Below are 19,560 nucleotides of genomic sequence, written 5' to 3' on the forward strand. Positions count from 1 at the left end.
TCTGAGCCTCGGTCCGTGCTCGGGCGCGGCCCGTTCAGTCCGTGTTCGTGGGCTCAGCGACGTCCGTGGCCTCCCTGGCCCTGGTGACCAGTGCGTCGGCGACGTCGGCGGCCAGGTAGAACGGCAGCCACCGGTTCACCAGGTCCTCGTTGTCGCGGTAGCGGGCGAAGGGGAGCAGGGAGGCGAGCAGGGCCCACTGGTATTCGAGGTCGTTGAAGGCCCAGTTCGACTGCTCGCAGCCCTTGAGGATGCTCCGCAGCTTGATGACACAGGTCAGGATGCGGCGCATCGAGTCGTCCGCGCCCGGCGGGAGGTCCGACAGGGACGGGCTCCACAGCTTGTCCGCGTGCAGTGACGCGGCGAACCACTCGCGGATCAGGGTCACCTGTTCCGGCCCCCACAGGAACGTCCGCGACCACAGCGCCGCTTCGAGGCGGGCGAAGTCCTTGGCGATGTGGCCGCGGTGCGTGGTCTCGAAGTCGATCACGTACAGGTGGGGGTCGGCCGGGTCCGGACCGCTGGCGAGGATGTTCTCGCAGTGCAGGTCGCCGTGCGAGACGCAGGTGAGGTACCGGGTCGTCAGGCCGTGCTCCCGGTCGTAGAGCAGCCAGTCGATGAGCCGGGCGGAATCCGGCTCGGGCTTCGCGATGTCGGCGATCCGGGCCACCAGCCACAGCGGGCTGGTCCGCTCCTTGTCCGACGCCAGTCCGCCGACGCGCGAAGGGTCCCCCAGCAGCCTGCCCAGGGTGTCGGGCCGCGAGGAGAGACCGTCCGGGACCCCGAAGAGGGCGCCGACCTCCTCGGAGGCGAACTTGTCGAGCTCCGACTCGGCGTCCTTGCCCGGGCGGTAACCGGCCCGTTCGAAACCGGCCGGGCGCAGGGCCGGATACTCGCCCCGCAGGTCGCCCACGGCCCGGCTGGCATTGCTCAGCCACGGACCGAGCGCCTTGACGAAGAGCCGCTGGACCACGTGGCCGAGCGCCTCGTCGCTCACGGGCTCGGGCCGCGTGAGCCAGTCGCGGAACGTGCTCGGTTCGTCGTCCTCACGGAAGACGTACGACGTGAGGATCGCCTGGTAGCGGCTGCCGTTGCTGCGGTTGACGATCGCCGTGGACGAGACCGTGCACTTGCTCGACCGGTAGAACGGCTGGAGCTGTTCGCCGAACTCGTCGAAGTTGTCCTTCTCCCGCTGGACCTTGCTCTCCTCGTCGATCTTCAGCACACCCACCGGGCCGAAGACGTTGCGCGCCAGGAACGTCGGCACGGGGCGGCCGGCGAACAGGGCGCCCTGCACCATGAGGCCGCCGTGCCGGGGGGCCAGTTCGGCGGCCACGCCCTGGAGGAGCCGGTTGGGCAGCTGGAGCATGTGGTCCCGCTCCGTGAGGGACATCGAAGCGGTCGTCTCCGACGCCGTGCCGGGCTCCCAGGCGTTCTTCACGACGCTCACGTCCCGGGCCTTGTCCAGCAGGTCGACCGCGTGCCGGCGCCAGAACCGGCGGACGTCCCTGTCGCGCGCCGAAGGCTCCCTCTGGGGATTGTGGTACAGCCCCGTGAGCAGCCGGTCGAGCTGGTCCTCCTTCCAGCCGGAGAGGTTCAGCAGCATGAAGGCGGTGCTGTGCCGGTGCTCCGGCATGTTGGCCCACTGGTCGAGCAGATGGGTGGCCCACCACTCGGCGGTGTCCACGTCCCTCACCCGCGGGTCCTGATTGCTGTACTCGGGGTCGACGGGGTCGGGGCCGCCGATGAGCAGCTGGATACCCACGGCATGCCGCAGCCAGCCGCAGACCGGGAGCAGGCGCAGCTCCAGGTCGACGTCCTGCAGCTCGCTGACGGCGACCAGCGTGGTCGCCTCCGCGGCGGCGAGCAGCAGTTCGCGCTGATCGCTGTTGCGCCGGTGCTCGGCCTGGATGGTCTGGAGGTAGGCGACGACGTCGGCCACGATCTGGTAGTTGTTCGATCTGAGGTGCTCGCGCAGGCAGAAGTTCAGCAGGGCGCTCTGCAGGAACCTCATCCGGACCTGCTGCGCCTCGGAGGCGGTACCTCCGTTGACGTAATTGCGCATGGCCGCGCGCGCCGCGTTCCGGACCCTCATCGCGCCGTCGTGCAGGGGCCAGTACTCGTCAGCCGGAATCCGGACGTCCGCGAGCTCGTCCGTCAGCATCTTCAGGTCGGAGTCGATGAGGGGCCGCAGAAGCTCGGCCGCGTCGGGGGCGTGCTCGGTGAGGCGTTCCACGAGCCGCTTCTGGAAACCGGCGTACAGCTCCGAGAAGGAGGCCTTCCACGGCTGGTCGGACCGCCAGCGCGCGAACAGATCCAGCGCGACCTGTCCGGCGGGGGCGGTCATGCGGGTCTGACCGGGAATCCTGGCCCGGGTCGGCCCCGGTGAGTTCGACGGCTCGGCCTCGACCTCCACCTCCACCTCCACCTCGACCGCCACCTGGGCCTCGGCCGCGTCGGCCGCCGGTACCTCCTCCTGGACCGGTGGCGGGGGACCGAGCAGCACGAGCCCCTTGCGGCACTCGTCGATCGACTGCTGGAACCTGTCCGGATGGCGAGACTCATATAACCGGACCGCCAGGTCGAACAGGACGCGGGCGCGTCCGGGGTCCGCCTCCGCGTAGTGCAGCTGCGCGGCGATCTTGGCCGCATTGGCGATCTTGAAAGTGGGACCCGCGAAGTTCCCGTTCGCGAGCTCCTCCTCGGCCGTGGCCAGGATGCCGAGCGACCTGGACAGGTCGCCCGGCAACCGGCCGTCGGCCCCGGCGGCGTCGTGCAGGGCCTTGGTGACGATGTTGTACGCCTCATTGAACTCATCCGGCGACACCGACGAAGCAACCATCATCTGTTCCTTCCGAGAGATCACGACAGCCCCGTGCGAGCGGGGGGCGGAGCGGGACGAAACCGGCAGGTGGCACACGGTTGATGCCAGGGGGAAGCGGGTGGGGCCGGCCGCGGTGCAGGCGCGCCGAGCCGGACGTGGTCCGAGCCGGAGTGGTCCGAGCCGGCCCTGGTCTGAGCCGAAAGCGGTCCGACCGGGAGCCCTTCACGCCGGGCGCGGTCCGGGCCGAGGCAGTCCGGACGGGACGGGAGAGTCGGCCCCGAGGGACGGCGGACCGCCGCGGCGGGTCAGGACACCGGGGCGATGTCCTCCCGGACCCGGCGGTCGCCCGCGAGGAAGGCCGACTGGGGCAGGACCACGTGGGCCTGGGACCGCCCCCGGGTGATGTCGCGCCGGGTCACGCCGATGACCAGGGGTTCGTCGGCATCCGCCGCCAGGTTCAGCACGGCCGAGCGGAGCTCGGTCGCCTCCGGCTTGTCGGGCACGAGGTCGTACACCTCGAAGAAGCGGATCTGCCGGTAGGTCTCCCCCGGCACCTTCAACGGCCCGTCGATGTGCCGGCCCACCGGGCGGAAGCCGGCCTCACGGGCCAGCGGGGCGAGCTCCTCGTGGCCCACCTCGCCCAGTTCCTCGACGAGTTCGCGGCGCAGGCACTCGGTCGCCGCCTCGCGGTCGGTGCCTCGCTGGAGCCAGCGGGCGAAGCCCAGGACCCGCAGGGCGGGCAGGAAGCCGCGCAGGTCGTGCCGCATCTCGGCGCGGGCGCGGCCCTCGGGTTCGAAGCCGAACCGTTCGAGCCGGGGCTTGGCCGCTTCGTGGTACTTCACCACGCCGCCGGGCGGGCCGAAGGCCCCCGGGCGGGTGACCGAGGAGAAGAGGACGTAGTGGTCCTCGTCGTTCACCCGCAGCAGTACGGCGACGGAGACGCGTATGCGGCGCGTCGGCGTGAGCAGGACGCGGAGCAGGGTGAGGTGACGCCTGTTCTGCCACAGTATTCGGCCCACCGCCGTCAGCAGAGCCACGACGACGCCACCGACGATCTTCTCAACCACCAGGACAGCCCTCCCCGTCGAGCACGTCGCACCCGGCGGAATCAATGTACTCCGCGAACAGGCGAGTTGACCCTCGGTCACGAGATCCGGTCGGCCTCGCGCGACGGCCGCCCGGTGGGGCGGGAGGAGCCCCACCGCCTCGGCACCGGGCCCTCGCGATCAGACCGCGGCCGCCGGCCCGGCTGCGGCGGCGGTTCAGGCGGTGGCAGTCACGGCCGGGCTGCGGCGGCGGATGACCAGCGCCATCAGCGCCGCCGCCGCGCAGAGCGCGCCCGAGGCGTACCAGACCACGTCGTACGAGCCGAAGACGTCCCGCGCCACTCCGCCGGCGAAGGCGACGACCGCCGCGCCCACCTGGTGGGAGGCGAGGACCCAGCCGAAGACGATCGCGCTGTCCTCGCCGTAGTGCTCGCGGCACAGGGCGATCGTCGGCGGGACCGTGGCCACCCAGTCCAGGCCGTAGAAGACGATGAAGAAGACCATCGGCGGGTGGACCGAGGGCGCGAGCAGCATCGGCAGGAAGAGCAGGGACACGCCGCGCAGCGCGTAGTACACGGCCAGCAGGCGCCGCGCCTCGAAGCGGTCCGTGAACCAGCCGGAGGCGATCGTGCCGACGACGTCGAAGACCCCGATCACCGCGAGCAGCGAGGCCGCCGCGGTGATCGGCATGCCGTGGTCGTGGGCCGCGGGGACGAAGTGGGTCTTGACCAGCCCGTTCGTCGAGGCGCCGCAGATGGCGAAGGTGCCGGCGAGGAGCCAGAACGGGCCGGTGCGGGCCGCCTTGAGGAGCACCGTCACGGCGCGGCGGGCCGCCCCGGTGACGGGGGCGGGCTTCGGTACGAACTCACCGCCGTAGGGCGCGAGACCCACGTCCGCCGGGTGGTCGCGCAGCAGCAGCCAGACGAAGGGGACGACCGCGAGGGCGGAGAGCGCGACGGTGACCGCGGCCGGGCGCCAGCCCTCGTTCTCGACCAGCCAGGAGAGGAGGGGGAGGAAGACGAGCTGGCCCGACGCGCCGGCCGCGGTGAGGATGCCGGTCACGAGGCCGCGCCGGGCCACGAACCACCGGTTCGTCACCGTAGCCGCGAACGCCAGCGCCATCGAGCCGCTGCCGAGGCCGACGAGCACGCCCCAGTACAGGACGAGCTGCCAGGACGCCGTCATCCACACCGTCAGGACCGAGCCGAGCGCGATCACGCTCAGCGCGACGGCGACGACCTTGCGGATGCCGAAACGGTCCATCAGGGCGGCCGCGAAGGGAGCCGTCAGGCCGTACAGGGCGAGGTTCACCGAGACCGCGAAGCCGATCGTGCCGCGCGACCAGTCGAACTCGCTGTGCAGCGGCTCGATCAGCAGCCCGGGCAGCGAGGCGAAGGCCGCGGCGCCGATGATCGTGACGAAGGTGACGACCGCGACGAACCAGGCGCGGTGGACACGGGGAGTACGGGAGGGGGCGGCCGTGGGCGCCACGGGCTCGGTTGTCTGGGTCACGTCACACAGCTTCGCGGCCCGGACCCGCCCCCCACCATTGGCCCGAACGACAGCTTTCGCAAGGATCGGGACACGGATCGGGGCACGGATCGCGCCATGGATCACGCCAGGGATCACGCCATGGACCGGACGTCAGCCTGTCGTGGGTCTCGTCGCCCGGGCCCACAGGAGGCGGCCCGTCGCCCCCGTCACCAGCAGTCCGGCGAGGAGCGTCACGAGCGAGAGCCCCGGGCCCGACGCCCAGTCCACGTCCGGCGCATGGACGGCGAGGACGACCGCCGACGCGAGCGCCACGGACGGGACGGCCAGCAGGGCGGGGCGCAGGCGGGCCAGGTCGTCCTCGGCCAGGGAGCCCAGGACGCCGACTCCGAGCGCGAGCGCCCACACCCCCAGACCCTGCGCGTCGGCGCGGTTCACCTGCCACGGCACGAAGCCCGACCAGAAGTCCGGGACCGCCAGCAGGCCCGCGCCGATGCCGGCCCACCCCGAACCCAGCACCGCGAGCGGCGGCTTCGACCAGCCGGGGAGCGGGGCGACGCGTTCCGGGGACCCGAGCGCGGGCCGCCGGTACTGGAGGGCGACGCAGAGCACGGCCGCGACGGCGAGCGCCCCCAGGGTCGCGACCCAGCCGAGGCTGAAGAGTACGAGGAACAGCGAGCCGCCCTTCGCCACCCACAGCGCCTCGCCGTTGAGCAGGCTCACCACGAAGAGGCCGACCAGCACGACCGTGAGGGGGAGGACCAGGGTGCGCGCCTCCTCCCAGACCCGCGCCCGGCCGACCGTGAGGAGCGCGGGCGCCACGCCCGCCATCGCCGCCCCGACCAGCCCGGGGCTGAGCGCCTCGGGGGAGGTCCAGGCACCGGCGGCGTATCCGGCGACGCTGGTCAGGGCGAGCAGCGCGCCCACCATGACGCTGATGACGGCCACGACGGAGGCCAGCATCGCCACCCCGGGCGAGAGCTCCCGCCCGCCGACACCCGTCCGCGCACCACCGACCACCCCGCCGCCCGCCGGAGTCTCCTCTCTCATCGCCGCCCCGCCTCCTGCTCGTCGGCCGCCGCGGCCGCCACCGCGGGTGGCTCTGCCTCGCGCGCCAGGAGTTCGCGCCCGTACATGACCCGCAGGCTCACCACCGTCGTGGCCGCGAAGGCCAGCACCCCGCAGCCGATGGCGACGCCCGCGACCAGGGACGTCCACGCGTCCAGGCGGACGAACCGCTCCAGCACGAACGCCGCTCCGGCCGAGAACACCGGTGCCAGGCACAGCGCGACGAGATGCAGCCGCCACTCCTCCCGCGCCCAGCCGGCCCCGCGCCGCCCCGCTCGCCGGTGGCCGGCGGCCATGACCGCGTACGTCACGGCGTACGGGACGAGGTACCCGAGGAGCAGTCGCGGGCCCTCCGCGCCCGGACCGTCCAGGAGGGACAGGGAGAGCCGGACCAGGGCCGCGGCACCGGCCAGGTGCGCCGCCACGAACAGGGGCGTCGGGCACCAGGTGCCGCGGACGCCGGGGACCGTGGTCCGCCGGTCGAGCGCCCGCGAGGCGAGCAGCGCGCCGAACACGACCACGGAGCCGAGGTGCATGATCGCGATCCGGTTGATCTCGGCCATGGACAGACCGGGGAACAGCCGGGGCAGGCCGCCCCATTCGAGGCGGAGCAGCGGCGCGGTCAGCAGGAAGCCGTAGCAGAGCAGCATCCACCGCTGGTGCAGGTCGGGGAAGCGGGCGAGGGCGGCGAGGACGCCGAAGGTCACGCTTCCCACGGTGCCGACGAGGATGGTCGCGAGGACGACCCAGAACGCCGCGCCGCTGTACGCGTCCTCCGGTGCCGTACGGGCCAGATAGAGCGCGGCGCCGGCCATCGAGGCGTACACCGTGACCGCGAACACCGTGCCGGCGACGCGGTGCAGGCGGCGCCGCCGGCGGACCGCCGACAGGTACTGGACCGGGCCGAGCAGCATCAGCAGGCCGCCCAGGACCGAGTGGACGATCAGCGGGACCAGGCTGCGCCCGTACGGTCCGATCCGGTCCCGCACGGCCTCGGCGACGTACTCCGGCGACACGATCCGGCCCATCAGCCACTCACCGGGGGCGGGCGCTCCGGGCGACGCGTACGGCCACAACTGGGTCATGGCGACCGGCGCGTAGGCCACGCAGCCCACGATCACCGCGAAGGCGGCCACCCTCCCCCATCTGGTGACGCCCATCGGCACTCTCCCCGCCGCTCCATAGTCCTTTCTGGACTATGGAGGAAGGTAGGGGCGGGTGTCACCCGCGGTCAACGGGTCTGCGTCACGGGCCTGGGCCCGCCTCACGGACGTACGGAGGTCAGGGCTCCCGCCGCTCGACCCACTGCCAGAAGTCGACCATCATCCGCTCGTAGCGGATGCCGAACTCCAGCGCCTCGCGCTGCCCCCGGGTCAGCAGCTCCCCGACGCCCTCCGCGAGCCCCTCGTACTCGCCCAGGGTCCGGCGGTGCTCCTCGACCTGTACGGGGGCGTGCACCCGGGGGCTCGCCCCGAACCAGAGCTTGAGGATGCCGCGTTCGCGCGCCTCGACCGGTACGAAGGCGGGATCGTCGAGCCATGCGGCGAGGGCCGCCGCGCCCGCCTCCGTGAGCCGCATCAGGCGCCGGTTCCGCCCGCCCGTCTGCCGCGCCTCGGAGAGCAGGCCCGCCTCCACGAGGCGGTCGCACTGGGCGTACACCTGCGCGTGGGGCATCGACCAGAACGGCGCCACGGTCCGCGCCGCCTCCACCTTCACGTCGTACGGAGTGGCCTCGCCGAGCTTGTCGACGATGCCGAGCACGAGATAGGAGGGTGTGGTCAAGCGGACTTCAGACATGCCGGGACCGTACCCTCCTAGGCCCGCGGCAGCGTCCTGATCGGCCGGACCACGAGCAGCGCCACGACCACGAGCACCGCGATCCCCGCCCCCGCCAGCAGGACCTCCTCCGTGCCGACCGCCTCCGCGACCGGGCCCGCGAGCGCCCGGCCCGCCGCCATCATCAGGAGCGAACCGGCCACGTCGTAGGCGTGCATACGGTTCAGCGCGTCCTGCGGCACATGCGTCTGGACCGAGGTCGACCACATCACGAGCCAGAACGCGAAGGCCGCGCCGCCGACGAACTGCCCCACCGCCAGCAGCGCCACGGACGCCCCCGAACCGAGCAGGACGAGGTTCACCGGGAGACCGAGCAGCGCGACCGCGCCCGCCGCGAGCGGGCGGCGGGGCCGCAGCCGCAGCGCGAGGAGCCCGCCGGCCGCGTTGCCCGCACCGGCGACGGCCATCAGCACGCCGTACGTGGCCGAGCCATGGTCCCCGGTCACCAGGGTCGCGGTCAGCGGCACCATCGGCCCCGCGACCGTGAAGCCGTACACCGTCCAGATCGCGATCACGCCCCACAGCCAGCTCCGCGCCGTGAACTCCCGCCAGCCGACGGCCATCTCGGCCCGCAGCGAGCCGCGCCGGACCGCGTCGGAGAGGGTCCCGGGGATCCTCATCAGGGCGAGGCAGACGGCGCTGACGGCGAAGGTCGCGCCGTTCAGGCCGAAGGCGGCACCGGCGCCGCCGGTGAGCGCGACGAGGACGCCCGCGGCGGCCGGACCCGCCATCGTCATCAGCGACTCGACGACCCGCAGGACGGCGTTGGCGCGCTGCACGTCCGGGGCGATGCGCGGGATCGTGGACGCGACCCCCGGCTGGAAGAGCGCGGCGCCGACGCCGCTGACGGCGCTCAGCGCGTAGACGGACCACAGGGGCGGGCTGCCGAAGCCGAAGGAGACGGCGAGGACGGCCGCGCCGGGCAGCCGCACGAGGTCGGCGATGATCATCATCCGGCGGGCGGTGAACCGGTCCGCGAGGACGCCGCCGACGACGACGAACAGGGCGAAGGGCCCGATCCAGGCGCCCAGCGCGTAGCCGACGGAGGAGCCGGGGTGCCCGGCGCCGAGCAGACCGGCGGCGAGGGCGACGGGCACCATGCCCTCGCCGAAGACGGCGGCGGCCCGGGCCACGAAGAAGAGCCGGAAGTTACGGTTCCAGAGGGCCGGGGCCCCGGACCCTTCGGGAATGCGCTCCCGGGCCCCGGACTTGTAGGGGTAGTGCTCTGCTCGTCTGTCCGACGGTATGTCCGTCCGCTTGTCCGTCACGGATCCGACTTCTAGCAGCAAGTGGTCTGGACCACAAAGGAAATTCTTGTGCCGCACCGTATCGCCGTCCTGGCCCTGCCCGGTCTCCTCCCCTTCGAGCTGGGCATTCCCCACCGGATCTTCGGCCGCGCCAAGGACGCCGCGGGCCGGCCGCTGTACACGATCGTGACCTGCGCCCCGGTCCCGGGCCCGGTCCAGACGGACGCGGACTTCGCGGTCCACGTGGAGCACGGCCCGGAGGCGCTCGCGACGGCCGACACGGTCGTCGTCCCCGCCTCGTACGAACTGGGCCCCGTCCACGACGAGGGCCGGCTGACCGACGAACTGGCGGCGGCGCTCGCGCACATCCGGCCCGGCACACGGCTCGTGGCCATCTGCACGGGCGGGTACGTCCTCGCCGCCGCCGGCTACCTCGACGGGCGGCCGGCCACCACGCACTGGGCCTCCGCCGAGCACTTCCAGCGGCTCTTCCCGAAGGTCCGGGTCGACGCGGACGTCCTGTTCGTCGACGACGGAGACGTGCTGACCTCGGCGGGCGTCGCCGCCGGGATCGACCTGTGCCTGCACATCGTGCGCCGGGACCACGGGAGCGCCGTCGCCAACGACGTGGCCCGCATGACCGTCGTACCGCCGCACCGGGACGGCGGGCAGGCCCAGTACATCGAGCGGCCGCTCCCGGAGGCCGGGACGGCGACGACGACGTCGGCGCGCGCCTGGGCGCTGGCGCATCTGCACGAGCCGATCCAGCTCCGGGACCTGGCGGTACGGGAGTCGATGAGCGTGCGGACGTTCACGCGCCGCTTCCGAGAGGAGGTCGGCGTCAGCCCCGGCCAGTGGCTGACCCAGCAGCGCGTGGAGCGGGCCCGGCACCTCCTGGAGTCCACGGACCTGGCGGTCGACCAGGTGGCGCGGGACGCCGGATTCGGGACGCCCCAGTCGCTGCGGTCCCACCTCCAGGCGGCGATCGGCGTGACACCGACGACCTACCGCCGCACCTTCAGGACGAGCGCGGCGCGCTGACGGGCGTGGCGCGCTGACGGGCGTGGCGCGCTGACGGGATCAGTCGGTGCGCGAGGGGCGCCGGCTCTCCACGCCCGCCCAGGCGTCCCGGGCGTCCGGGGCTTGCGGGGCGTCCGGAGCGACCGGGGTCTCCCGGCCTTCCGCCGAGGAGCCCGCCCCTGCTTCGCCGAGGCGGACCCGGCGCCACTCGCCGGCCGCGCCGATCGCCGCGAGGAGCAGCGTCAGGCCCACGCCCCACAGGATGGCCGTCGACGGCGCCACGACCTTCAGTAGGGCGCCCGCGAGGGAGCCGCTCGCCGCGTATCCGGCGCCCACGGCCGCGTACATCACCGAGTAGCCGGCGGCCAGGGCGTGCGCCGGAAGCATCTGGCGGAGCGCCAGGTTGCGGGTGAGCATCGCCGGGGCCTGGAGCAGCCCGGCGAGGACGAGGGCGAGGGCGATGGCGCCCGCCCACGGCAGGACGGCGACCAGCACCACGCCCGCCGAGACACCGAGGATGAGGACCAGGCTCTGCACCGGCAGCCGGCCGGGCCAGCCGCCGCGGAGCCCGTACACGAACGCGCCGACGGCCGAGCCGATCGAGAACCCCGCGAGCAGGGGACCGGCCCAGCCGATCCCGATCGCGCGCTGTTCGAGGAGGGCCGGGAGGATCAGCTCGGCGAGGGCGAGCAGCGTCAGGCTCGCCGCGCCCGTCACGTACACCGGCCAGGCCCGGCCGAGGACGCGCCGCATCGGTTCGCCGTGCTCGTCGCCCCGCCCGTCCGCCCGCCAGCCGGCGGGCAGCGTCCACAGGCCGGCGACGGAGGCCGCCATGAGGACACCCATGAGCAGCAGCGGGACGCCGGGGCCGGCACCCAGCGCCAGACCGGTCACGAGGGCGGGCGCGGCGGCCCAGATGCCGAAGGTCAGTACGGACTCCATGGAGAGCGCCTGCGTGACGGCCTTCTCCGGGACCATGCCGGTCAGCAGCGCGCGCATGGCGCCGGGCGCGGCACTCGGCCCGGCGCCCGCGAGGAGGGCGAGGAGGCCGAGGACCACGGGGTGCGCGGTCCCGGAGATCCCGAGGCCGAGCCCGGTGAAGGCGAGCGCGCCCACCACGAGCCCGACGGCGAGGTGCGGCCGCGCCCGCTCCGCGTTCATCCTGATGCCGAGGACGGGCGCGGCGACGATCTCGCCGAGGACGTACGCGGCGGCGAGCGCCGCCCCGAGGGTGTAGCCGCCGGGCCGCTCGCGCACCAGGAACACCAGGGCGAGCGGCGCCATCGCCACCGGCAGCCGGCACGCGACGGCGACGGCCGACCAGGCGAGGACGGGGCGGGTGACGATGTCTCGGTAGGCCATGGCCACGACCGTAACGGGCGGACGGCCGTGGCCGGCGGGTGCCGGGCGGACGGGCGGACGGGCGGACGGGCGGACGGACTGGCGGACGGGCGGACGGACCGGCGGACCGGCGGACCGGCGGTGAGGCGCTAGAAGGTCAGCACGCCGCGTGCGACACGCCCCGCCTCGGCGTCCTCGGCGGCCTTGGCGAAGTCCTCCACCGGATAGGTCTCGGTGACGAGTTCGTCGAGGAGGAGGCGGCCTTCGCGGTACAGCTCCGCGTAGAGCGCGATGTCCCTCTGCGGACGGGAGGAGCCGTAGCGGCAGCCGAGGATCGACTTGTCCAGGAACATCGCGGCGGGCGGGAAGCTCGCCTCGGCGGTGGGGGCGGTCATGCCGAGGAGGACCGCCTGGCCGTGCCGGTCGAGGAGGTCGATCGCCTGCCGGACGAGGCCCACGTGGCCGACGCACTCGAAGACGTGGTCGGCGCCGGTGGGAAGGACCTCCCGTACGCCGTCTGCCGAGGCCAGGAAGTGCGTGGCGCCGAAGCGGCGGGCGACGTCCTCCTTGGCGGGGTTGGTGTCGACGGCGACGATCGTGAGCGCGCCGGCGATCCGGGCGCCCTGAAGGACGTTGAGCCCGATGCCGCCGGTGCCGATGACGACGACGGTGTCGCCCCGGTCGACCTTGGCGCGGTTGAGCACGGCGCCGACGCCGGTGAGGACCCCGCAGCCCATGAGGGCGGCGGAGGTGAGGGGGAGGTCCTCGGGGATCTTCACGGCCTGGACGGCCTTGACGACGGTCCGCTCGGCGAAGGAGGAGTTGGAGGCGAACTGGTAGAGGGCCTGGCCGGTGCCGCTCCGGGAGAAGGGCTGCTTGGGCATCCCGATGGCCTTGCGGCACATGGTGGGGCGGCCGCGGTCGCAGTCGGCGCAGGTACCACAGTTGGCGAGCGTGGACAGGGCGACGTGGTCGCCGGGGACGACATGGACGACCCCGGGTCCGACGGCCTCGACGACCCCGGCGCCCTCGTGGCCGAGGACGACGGGGGCGGGGAAGGGGATGGTGCCGTCGAGGACGGCGAGATCACTGTGACAGAGCCCGGCGGCCCGGACTCCGACGAGCACCTCGCCGGGCCCGGGCTCACGAACCACCAGGTCGTCGACGACCTGAACGTGCTTGCCGTCGTAGACGACACCTCTCATCTGCGTGCTCCTTCGTCGTCGGGGGCGGGAGTCCCCACCCCGCGGTGGGCGTCTGCGCGTCCGGGTGAGCGGAATCCCCACCCCCCAGTGGGCGTCTACGCGTTCAGGCGGGCCGGATCCCACCCGCGGTGGGCGGATACACGACCGGACGGGCCGGACCCCCACCCGCGGTGGGCGTCTACGCGCTCGGACGGGCCGGACCCCCACCCGCGGTGGGCGTCTACGCGTTCGGGCGGGAGCCCTCCGACGCGGCCCTCGCCATCTCCTCCAGGCGCGCCAGCATCGGCATCGGGTCCGTTCCCACCGTCCCCGGCAGGAAGTCCGCGATCCGTTCCGGCGTCCAGGCGCCCGCCTCCGCGTAGCCCGCCCGCAGCTCCCTGGGCTGCGCCCACACCGCGATCTTGGGGCCCGCGATCGTGTAGACCTGGCCGGTGATCTTCTCCTCGCGGGCCCGTTCCGAGAGCAGGTAGACGACGAGCGCCGCCACGTCCTCCGGCTCCCCGATCTCCTTCAGCTCCATCGGCACGTTCGCCGACATCCGCGTCCGCGCCACCGGCGCCACCGCGTTCGCCGTCACCCCGTACTTGTGCAGGCCCAGCGCCGCCGACCGCACCAGCGAGATGATCCCGCCCTTGGCCGCCGAGTAGTTCGCCTGCGCCACCGACCCCTGGTGGTTCCCGCTCGTGAAGCCGATCAGCGTCCCGGTCCCCTGCTTGCGCATCACGGCCGACGCCGCCCGGAAGACCGTGAACGTCCCCTTCAGATGTGTGGCGACGACCGGGTCCCACTCCTCCTCGGACATGTTGAAGAGCATCCGCTCGCGCAGGATGCCGGCCACGCACACGACCCCGTCGATCCGCCCGTACTCGGCCAGCGCGATGTCGACGATCCGCTGTCCGCCCGCCATGGTCGAGATGTCGTCGGCGACCGCGACGGCCGCGCCTCCCGCCGCCTCGATCTCCTTGACCACCGACAGCGCGACCTCCGACGTCGGCTCCCCGCCCTCGATGGAGACCCCGTAGTCGTTGACGACCACCTTCGCGCCCTCCGCCGCGCAGGCGAGGGCCACGGCGCGTCCGATCCCGCGCCCCGCTCCCGTCACCGCCACGACCTTGCCTGCCAAGAAGTTCCCCACGCCCGGCCCCTTCCCGCACTTTCTGACGGTCCGTTAGATTCGTTCGTCAGGTGGATTCTACGACCCGTCAGATACCGGAGAACAAGACCCGCGGAGGCCCCGATGTCAGATCCCGCGCAGCTCCCTGCCGAATTCCATGAAATCGCCAAGCGCGTGAACAACTGGGGACGTTGGGGCCAGGACGACGAGATCGGCACCCTCAACCTGATCACCGACGGCGTCGTGCGGGACGCCGTCGCGACCGTACGCTCCGGCCACCGCGTCCCCCTCGCCCTCGACCTCACGCAGGACGGCGTGCAGACCGGGATGATCCCCGGGCGGGTCAACCCGCTCCACGTCATGGTCCAGATAAACCAGGAGCTCTTCGGCCCCGGCACCGTCGCCACCAGCGACGACGCGGTGACCCTCGGCCTCCAGGCGGGCACCCACTGGGACGCGCTCACCCACGTCTCGCACTCGGGCAAGATCTACAACGGCCGCCCCGCCGCCACCATCACCCCGCACGGCCGCTCCGAGTTCAGCGGCATCCACACGGCCCGTCACATCGTCAGCCGCGGCGTCCTGCTGGACGTGGCCGCCGCCAAGGGCGTGGACCGGCTTCCCGGCGACCACGCCGTCACCCCCGAAGACCTCGACGAGGCCGCGGAATTCGGCCGGGTCACCGTCCGGGCCGGCGACATCGTCCTCGTACGGACGGGACAGGTGCGGCAGTACCTCGCCGGGGACAAGCACGGCTACGCGTTCCCCTCCCCCGGCCTCTCGGTCCGTACGCCCGAGTGGTTCCACGCCCGCGACGTGGCCGCCGTCGCCAACGACACGCTCACCTTCGAGATCTTCCCGCCCGAGATCGAGAACCTCTGGCTGCCCGTGCACGCGCTGGACCTCGTCGAGATGGGCATGCTCCAGGGGCAGAACTGGAATCTGGAAAGTCTGTCCACAGCCTGTGCACAGCGCGAGCGGTACGCGTTCCTGCTCTCCGCGATGCCCGAGCCCTTCGTGGGCGGTACGGGCACGCCAGTGGCCCCGGTGGCGATCCTCTGAGCCCCTGAACGCCCGTCAGGGGTACGTCACGGGCGGCGGCGCGCTCGCGCGCGCCCCGAGCACGGCGAGCGCGGCGAATGGGGGTCCTCCCGCGTGAGAAACGCTGCGGGGGACGCCGCCACCCGGACACGACCCGCACTCGTCGAGGGCGCAGGGCTCACCGGCCCGCCCTCGTCGTCCCCTCGCAACGAATCGCTCACCCCCAGGGTGAGCAAATCGCCACGAACCGTCAACAGTGCACCGAGACCGTCGGACCGACAGCCGGGGCCGAAGACGGCTTCGACGCACCCCGGTCCACCTCGCACCAGATGCTCTTGCCCGCACCCTCGCGCTGCCATCCCCACCGGTCGGCCAGACCGTCCACCAGTTCCAGGCCGCGCCCGTTGGTGTCCTCACCCTGCGCGTGCCGCGGCAGCGGCGGCCGGTCGCTCGAATCGGCGACCTCCACCCGTACCGTCCCGGCCTCGGGGCAGCCGGCGCCGAACAGCATCCGCAGCACGGCCGGACAGCCCGTGTGGACCACCGCGTTGGTCACGAGTTCGGAGATGAGCAGCACCAGCGTCTCGGCCAGCGGCTCGTCATCCCCTATGCCCGATCCGGCGAGCCTCGAACGCGCCCACCGCCGGGCACGCCCCACCTCCGCCGGGTCCGGCCCGACCTCCAACTGAACCTGAAGCACCTGCACCGCTCACACCATCCGAACCGGCGGACACATCGCCTCGCGCCTCACAGCCATCGACGCCCCTACGGAACGTGATTTCCTTGTGAGACAGCATGGTTGACGTACAGTCACCGCAACAAGCGCTTCGGGCATATTCCAGCGCGAAGGAGTACGCGTGGTCCATACTGTGCGACGCACGCTGCGGGGAGTCGAACAGGAGGGCGTCCAGCGCCTCCACGGGGTACGAGCGGCGGGCATCGCCCGATCCGGGGCCGCCGTTTCGGCGACACCGGGACGATCCGGGCTCACAACCACTCGCATCCCACGGAGAGTACCGGAGCGGGACCCCGACTCCGGGCCGTGACGGCCCGGCCGAAGGACACAACCCGATATCGACGCTCCGTGAGCGCCCACCCACCCCGGTGCCTACAAGTGCGACGCCTCCACCTCCTCGGCCCGCGCCTTCGAGAGGCCCCGCTCGGCCCGTACCCAGGCACGTTTCAGGTGCAGATGGACGTCCGCCTCCCAGGTAAAGCCCATCCCGCCGTGCACCTGGAGGCAGTCCCGCGCGCAGTCGACGGCCGCCTCGTCGGCGAGCAGCTTCGCACCGGCGATCTCGACGGGATCGCCGGTGACGGCGGCCGCGTAGACCGCCGCACGGGCGACCTCCGTACGCACGAGCATCTGCGCGCACAGGTGCTTGACGGCCTGGAACCCTCCGACGGGCTGCCCGAACTGCTCCCGGGTACGCGCGTGGGAGACGGCCATCTCGGTGGTCCGCCCGGCACTCCCGACCTGCTCGGCGGCGGTGAGCAGGTCCGCCGTCACGGGCACGGCGGAACGGCTCCCCGGCAGCCGGTGCAAGGGCGTCAGCGGATCCACCGACCGCACGGGCACGGCCCCGGCGACCTCCCCCAGGACCACGTCCGCCGCCTCCAGCCACTCGACGTGCGGCCCGCCGGCCGCGGTGACCACGACCTCCCCCTCCGCGGCGCCCTCGACCGAGCCGGCCGCGAGATGGGTGGCGATCAACGGCCCCGGCAGCAGCGCCCGCCCCGCCTCCTCGAACGCCAGCACCGCCTCCGGCAGCCCCAGGCCGACACCGCCGTCCCCCTCCGGCACCCGCAGGGCGAAGAACCCGGCGGCCCCCAGCTCCCGCCACAGCGCGCGGTCGAGCGTTCCGCGCTCGACCGAGGCCCGCAGCGCGTCCCGGCCGAAGCGGCCGGCGAGCAGCTCCCGTACCCCCGCCTTCAGCGCCTTCTGGTCGTCCGTCAGCCGGAAGTCCACGTCCGCTCTCACCGCCCCTTCGGCAGGCCGAGGATCCGCTCGGCGACGATGTTCCGCTGGATCTGACTCGTACCGGCAGCGATCGTGTACGAGAGCGAGGACAGCCGGTCGAGGTTCCACTCGCGCCCGAGGTCGAGCGCGTCCGGCCCGAGGACGTCCGCGGCGGCGTCGTACAGCTCCTGACGCGCGTGCGAGTACCGCAGTTTGAAGACCGAGCCGCCGATCCCCGGCACCCCGCCCGTCGCCTCCGCCTCGCTGACGTTCCACTGGGTCAGCCGCCACAGCGCCCGGAACTCGGCGCTCAGCCTCCCGAGCCGCCGCCGGATCACCGGTTCGTCCCAGGTGCCGTTCTTCCGGGCCGTGGCGGCGAGTTCACCGAGGACGCGGCGGCAGGCGACGACCTCGCCGACGAAGGCGGTGCCGCGCTCGAAGGACAGGGTCACCATCGTGACGCGCCAGCCGTCGTTCTCCTCGCCGACCCGGTTGGCGACCGGCACCCGCACCTCGTCGAGGAACATCTCCGCGAACTCCGTCGACCCGGCGAGCGTCCGCAGCGGCCGGACGGTGATCCCGGGCGCGTCCATGGGCATGGCGAGCCAGCTGATCCCCCGGTGCCTGGGGCCCGAGGCGTCCGTCCGCACGAGCAGCTCGCACCAGTCGGCGACCTCCGCGTGCGAGGTCCAGATCTTGGAGCCGGAGACCACGTACGCGTCCCCGTCCCGCACGGCCCTCGTCCGCAGCCCGGCCAGGTCGGACCCGGCCTCGGGCTCGCTGAAGCCCTGGCACCACACCTCGTCGCCGCGCAGCACCGGCTGAAGCCATCTCTCCCGCTGTGCGGCCGTCCCCTCGGCGGCGATCGTCGGCCCGGCGTGCAGCAGCCCGACGAAGTTCGCGCCGACGTACGGGGCCCCGGCGCGCTCGGTCTCCTCCAGAAAGATGAGCCGCCGGGTGGGCGAGGCGTCCCAGTGGACGTCGGCGTAGCCCGCGTCGAACAGCCGGCGCTGCCAGCCGCAGTCGTAGGCCCGGCGCCCCGGCCAGTCCATCGGATCGGGCTTCGGCGGCAGCGTGGGCAGGACGGTCGCGAGCCAGGCCCTCAGCCGCGCCCGGAACTCCTCCTCCTCTTCGCCGTACGCGAGGTCCATCAGACGATGCCGAGGTCCAGCATGCGGATGGCGTTGCCGCGCATGAGCTTGTAGACCGTCTCGTCGTCGAGGCCCTTGACGTGGTCGAGGGCGACTTCCTTGGTGTGCGGGAAGGTGGAGTCGACGTGCGGGTAGTCGGTCTCGAAGGTGGCGTTGTCCCGGCCGACGACGTCGAGCGAGGCGATGCCGTGCTTGTCGCGGAAGAAGCAGCAGAAGATCTGCCGGTAGTAGTACGTCGAGGGGGGCTCGGGGATCAGGTCGCGGACGCCGCCCCAGGCGCGGTGCTCCTCCCAGACGTCGTCGGCGCGTTCGAGGGCGTACGGGATCCAGCCCATCTGGCCCTCGCTGTAGGCGAGCTTGAGCCGGGGGAACTTCACCAGCACCCCGCTGAACAGGAAGTCCATCATCGAGGCCATGGCGTTGTTGAAGCTGAGGGAGGCCTGGACGGCGGGCGGGGCGTCGGGGGAGGCGGCGGGCATCTGGCTGCTGGAGCCGATGTGCATGTTGACGACCGTCCCCGTCTCCTGGCAGACGGTGAAGAACGGGTCCCAGTGGCCGGAGTGGATGGACGGGAGCCCCAGGTAGGTGGGGATCTCGGAGAAGGTGACGGCCTTGACGCCTCTCGCCGCGTTCCGGCGGATCTCGGCGACGGCCAGGTCGATGTCCCAGAGCGGGATGATGCAGAGCGGGATGAGCCGGCCGCCGCTGTCGCCGCACCACTCCTCGACCATCCAGTCGTTGTAGGCGCGGACGCAGGCGAGGGCGACCTCCTTGTCCTTGGCCTCGGCGAAGGTCTGGCCGCAGAAGCGCGGGAAGGTGGGGAAGCAGAGGCTGGCCTCGACGTGGTTGAGGTCCATGTCCTTGAGCCGCTCGACGGGGTCCCAGCAGCCGCGGCGCATCTCCTCGCGGGTGATGCCCTCCAGGGTCATCTCGTCGCGGTCGAAGCCGACGGCGGCGATGTTGCGCTTGTACGGGAATTTGAGGTCCTCGTAGATCCACCAGTCGGTCGGCGGTCCGTCCGGGTCCATCGTGATCTGGTACTTGCCGCCGACGTAGGCGAGCTCCCCGATCCCGGCGGTCAGCGGCTGCGGCCCGCGGTCGCGGTACCTGGCCGGGAGCCAGGCGCTGAAGAGGTGGGCCGGTTCGATCACATGGTCGTCGACGCTGATGATGCGAGGCAGTTCCGTCATGAGACCCTCCGTTTCTGATGGATCGTCAG

The 19,560-nt window shown here is 72.7% G+C and carries 16 protein-coding genes; 2 read left to right on the forward strand and 14 right to left on the reverse strand.

Annotated elements, in window-relative coordinates:
• Window positions 1-34 precede the first annotated feature (34 nt).
• From M5362_RS33080 to M5362_RS31920, 7 genes are all read right to left on the reverse strand, one after another.
• Entirely contained in the window at window positions 35-2,839 is a 2,805-nt protein-coding gene (locus M5362_RS33080) for an aminoglycoside phosphotransferase family protein (RefSeq protein ID WP_261366756.1), read from the reverse strand.
• Between the two features lie 287 nt (window positions 2,840-3,126).
• Window positions 3,127-3,888 (reverse strand): hypothetical protein, encoded by a 762-nt coding sequence (locus M5362_RS31895; protein WP_260231383.1) that lies wholly within the window; start codon window positions 3,886-3,888, stop codon window positions 3,127-3,129.
• Window positions 3,889-4,083: 195 nt separating this feature from the next.
• Window positions 4,084-5,379, reverse strand: coding sequence for an MFS transporter (locus M5362_RS31900; protein WP_260231384.1), 1,296 nt, complete (start codon window positions 5,377-5,379; stop codon window positions 4,084-4,086).
• A gap of 132 nt (window positions 5,380-5,511) precedes the next feature.
• Window positions 5,512-6,408: a hypothetical protein gene (locus M5362_RS31905; protein ID WP_260231385.1), complete on the reverse strand. Its 897-nt coding sequence runs from the start codon at window positions 6,406-6,408 to the stop codon at window positions 5,512-5,514.
• Window positions 6,405-7,586, reverse strand: coding sequence for a DUF2306 domain-containing protein (locus M5362_RS31910; RefSeq protein ID WP_260231386.1), 1,182 nt, complete (start codon window positions 7,584-7,586; stop codon window positions 6,405-6,407). The genes M5362_RS31905 and M5362_RS31910 overlap by 4 nt, the downstream gene beginning before the upstream one ends.
• Before the next feature lie 121 nt (window positions 7,587-7,707).
• Entirely contained in the window at window positions 7,708-8,223 is a 516-nt protein-coding gene (locus M5362_RS31915) for a PadR family transcriptional regulator (RefSeq protein ID WP_260231388.1), read from the reverse strand.
• Between the two features lie 17 nt (window positions 8,224-8,240).
• Complete coding sequence (locus M5362_RS31920; protein WP_260231460.1) at window positions 8,241-9,452, reverse strand: MFS transporter; 1,212 nt, start codon at window positions 9,450-9,452, stop codon at window positions 8,241-8,243.
• Window positions 9,453-9,578: 126 nt separating this feature from the next.
• Between M5362_RS31920 and M5362_RS31925 the strand changes: the two genes are divergently transcribed.
• Complete coding sequence (locus tag M5362_RS31925; protein WP_260231389.1) at window positions 9,579-10,550, forward strand: GlxA family transcriptional regulator; 972 nt, start codon at window positions 9,579-9,581, stop codon at window positions 10,548-10,550.
• 39 nt (window positions 10,551-10,589) lie between these two features.
• Here M5362_RS31925 and M5362_RS31930 read toward each other — a convergent pair whose 3' ends face one another.
• From M5362_RS31930 to M5362_RS31940, 3 genes are all read right to left on the reverse strand, one after another.
• A complete protein-coding gene (locus tag M5362_RS31930) occupies window positions 10,590-11,891 on the reverse strand; it encodes an MFS transporter (RefSeq protein WP_260231390.1) in 1,302 nt (433 codons plus the stop codon).
• 128 nt (window positions 11,892-12,019) lie between these two features.
• On the reverse strand, window positions 12,020-13,075 hold the full coding sequence (locus tag M5362_RS31935) for a Zn-dependent alcohol dehydrogenase (RefSeq protein ID WP_260231391.1): 1,056 nt from the start codon (window positions 13,073-13,075) through the stop codon (window positions 12,020-12,022).
• Window positions 13,076-13,295: 220 nt separating this feature from the next.
• Entirely contained in the window at window positions 13,296-14,210 is a 915-nt protein-coding gene (locus M5362_RS31940; RefSeq protein WP_260231393.1) for an SDR family oxidoreductase, read from the reverse strand.
• Window positions 14,211-14,312: 102 nt separating this feature from the next.
• Between M5362_RS31940 and M5362_RS31945 the strand changes: the two genes are divergently transcribed.
• Window positions 14,313-15,251, forward strand: a complete 939-nt coding sequence (locus M5362_RS31945; RefSeq protein ID WP_260231394.1) for a cyclase family protein — start codon at window positions 14,313-14,315, stop codon at window positions 15,249-15,251.
• A 229-nt stretch (window positions 15,252-15,480) separates the two neighbouring features.
• On the opposite strand, the gene M5362_RS31950 is transcribed toward M5362_RS31945, so the two are convergent.
• The 4 genes from M5362_RS31950 to M5362_RS31965 all read right to left on the reverse strand — a co-directional run bounded on the left by M5362_RS31950 (window position 15,481) and on the right by M5362_RS31965 (window position 19,531).
• Window positions 15,481-15,936: an ATP-binding protein gene (locus M5362_RS31950; protein WP_260231395.1), complete on the reverse strand. Its 456-nt coding sequence runs from the start codon at window positions 15,934-15,936 to the stop codon at window positions 15,481-15,483.
• Between the two features lie 402 nt (window positions 15,937-16,338).
• Complete coding sequence (locus tag M5362_RS31955; RefSeq protein ID WP_260231461.1) at window positions 16,339-17,199, reverse strand: acyl-CoA dehydrogenase family protein; 861 nt, start codon at window positions 17,197-17,199, stop codon at window positions 16,339-16,341.
• An 8-nt stretch (window positions 17,200-17,207) separates the two neighbouring features.
• Window positions 17,208-18,341, reverse strand: coding sequence for an acyl-CoA dehydrogenase family protein (locus M5362_RS31960; protein WP_260231396.1), 1,134 nt, complete (start codon window positions 18,339-18,341; stop codon window positions 17,208-17,210).
• Window positions 18,341-19,531: an amidohydrolase family protein gene (locus M5362_RS31965; RefSeq protein WP_260231397.1), complete on the reverse strand. Its 1,191-nt coding sequence runs from the start codon at window positions 19,529-19,531 to the stop codon at window positions 18,341-18,343. The genes M5362_RS31960 and M5362_RS31965 overlap by 1 nt, the downstream gene beginning before the upstream one ends.
• Window positions 19,532-19,560 lie beyond the last annotated feature (29 nt).

Source organism: Streptomyces sp. Je 1-79, from assembly GCF_025195125.1.
In the GTDB taxonomy this organism is placed as follows: domain Bacteria; phylum Actinomycetota; class Actinomycetes; order Streptomycetales; family Streptomycetaceae; genus Streptomyces.

Coding starts and splice junctions, on each gene's coding strand:
- M5362_RS31965 (WP_260231397.1), bottom strand. CDS start 19,531: ATGACGGAACTGCCTCGCATCATCAGCGTCGACGACCATGTGATCGAA.
- M5362_RS31910 (WP_260231386.1), bottom strand. CDS start 7,586: ATGGGCGTCACCAGATGGGGGAGGGTGGCCGCCTTCGCGGTGATCGTG.
- M5362_RS31915 (WP_260231388.1), bottom strand. CDS start 8,223: ATGTCTGAAGTCCGCTTGACCACACCCTCCTATCTCGTGCTCGGCATC.
- M5362_RS31945 (WP_260231394.1), top strand. CDS start 14,313: ATGTCAGATCCCGCGCAGCTCCCTGCCGAATTCCATGAAATCGCCAAG.
- M5362_RS31960 (WP_260231396.1), bottom strand. CDS start 18,341: ATGGACCTCGCGTACGGCGAAGAGGAGGAGGAGTTCCGGGCGCGGCTG.
- M5362_RS31930 (WP_260231390.1), bottom strand. CDS start 11,891: ATGGCCTACCGAGACATCGTCACCCGCCCCGTCCTCGCCTGGTCGGCC.
- M5362_RS31935 (WP_260231391.1), bottom strand. CDS start 13,075: ATGAGAGGTGTCGTCTACGACGGCAAGCACGTTCAGGTCGTCGACGAC.
- M5362_RS33080 (WP_261366756.1), bottom strand. CDS start 2,839: ATGGTTGCTTCGTCGGTGTCGCCGGATGAGTTCAATGAGGCGTACAAC.
- M5362_RS31905 (WP_260231385.1), bottom strand. CDS start 6,408: ATGAGAGAGGAGACTCCGGCGGGCGGCGGGGTGGTCGGTGGTGCGCGG.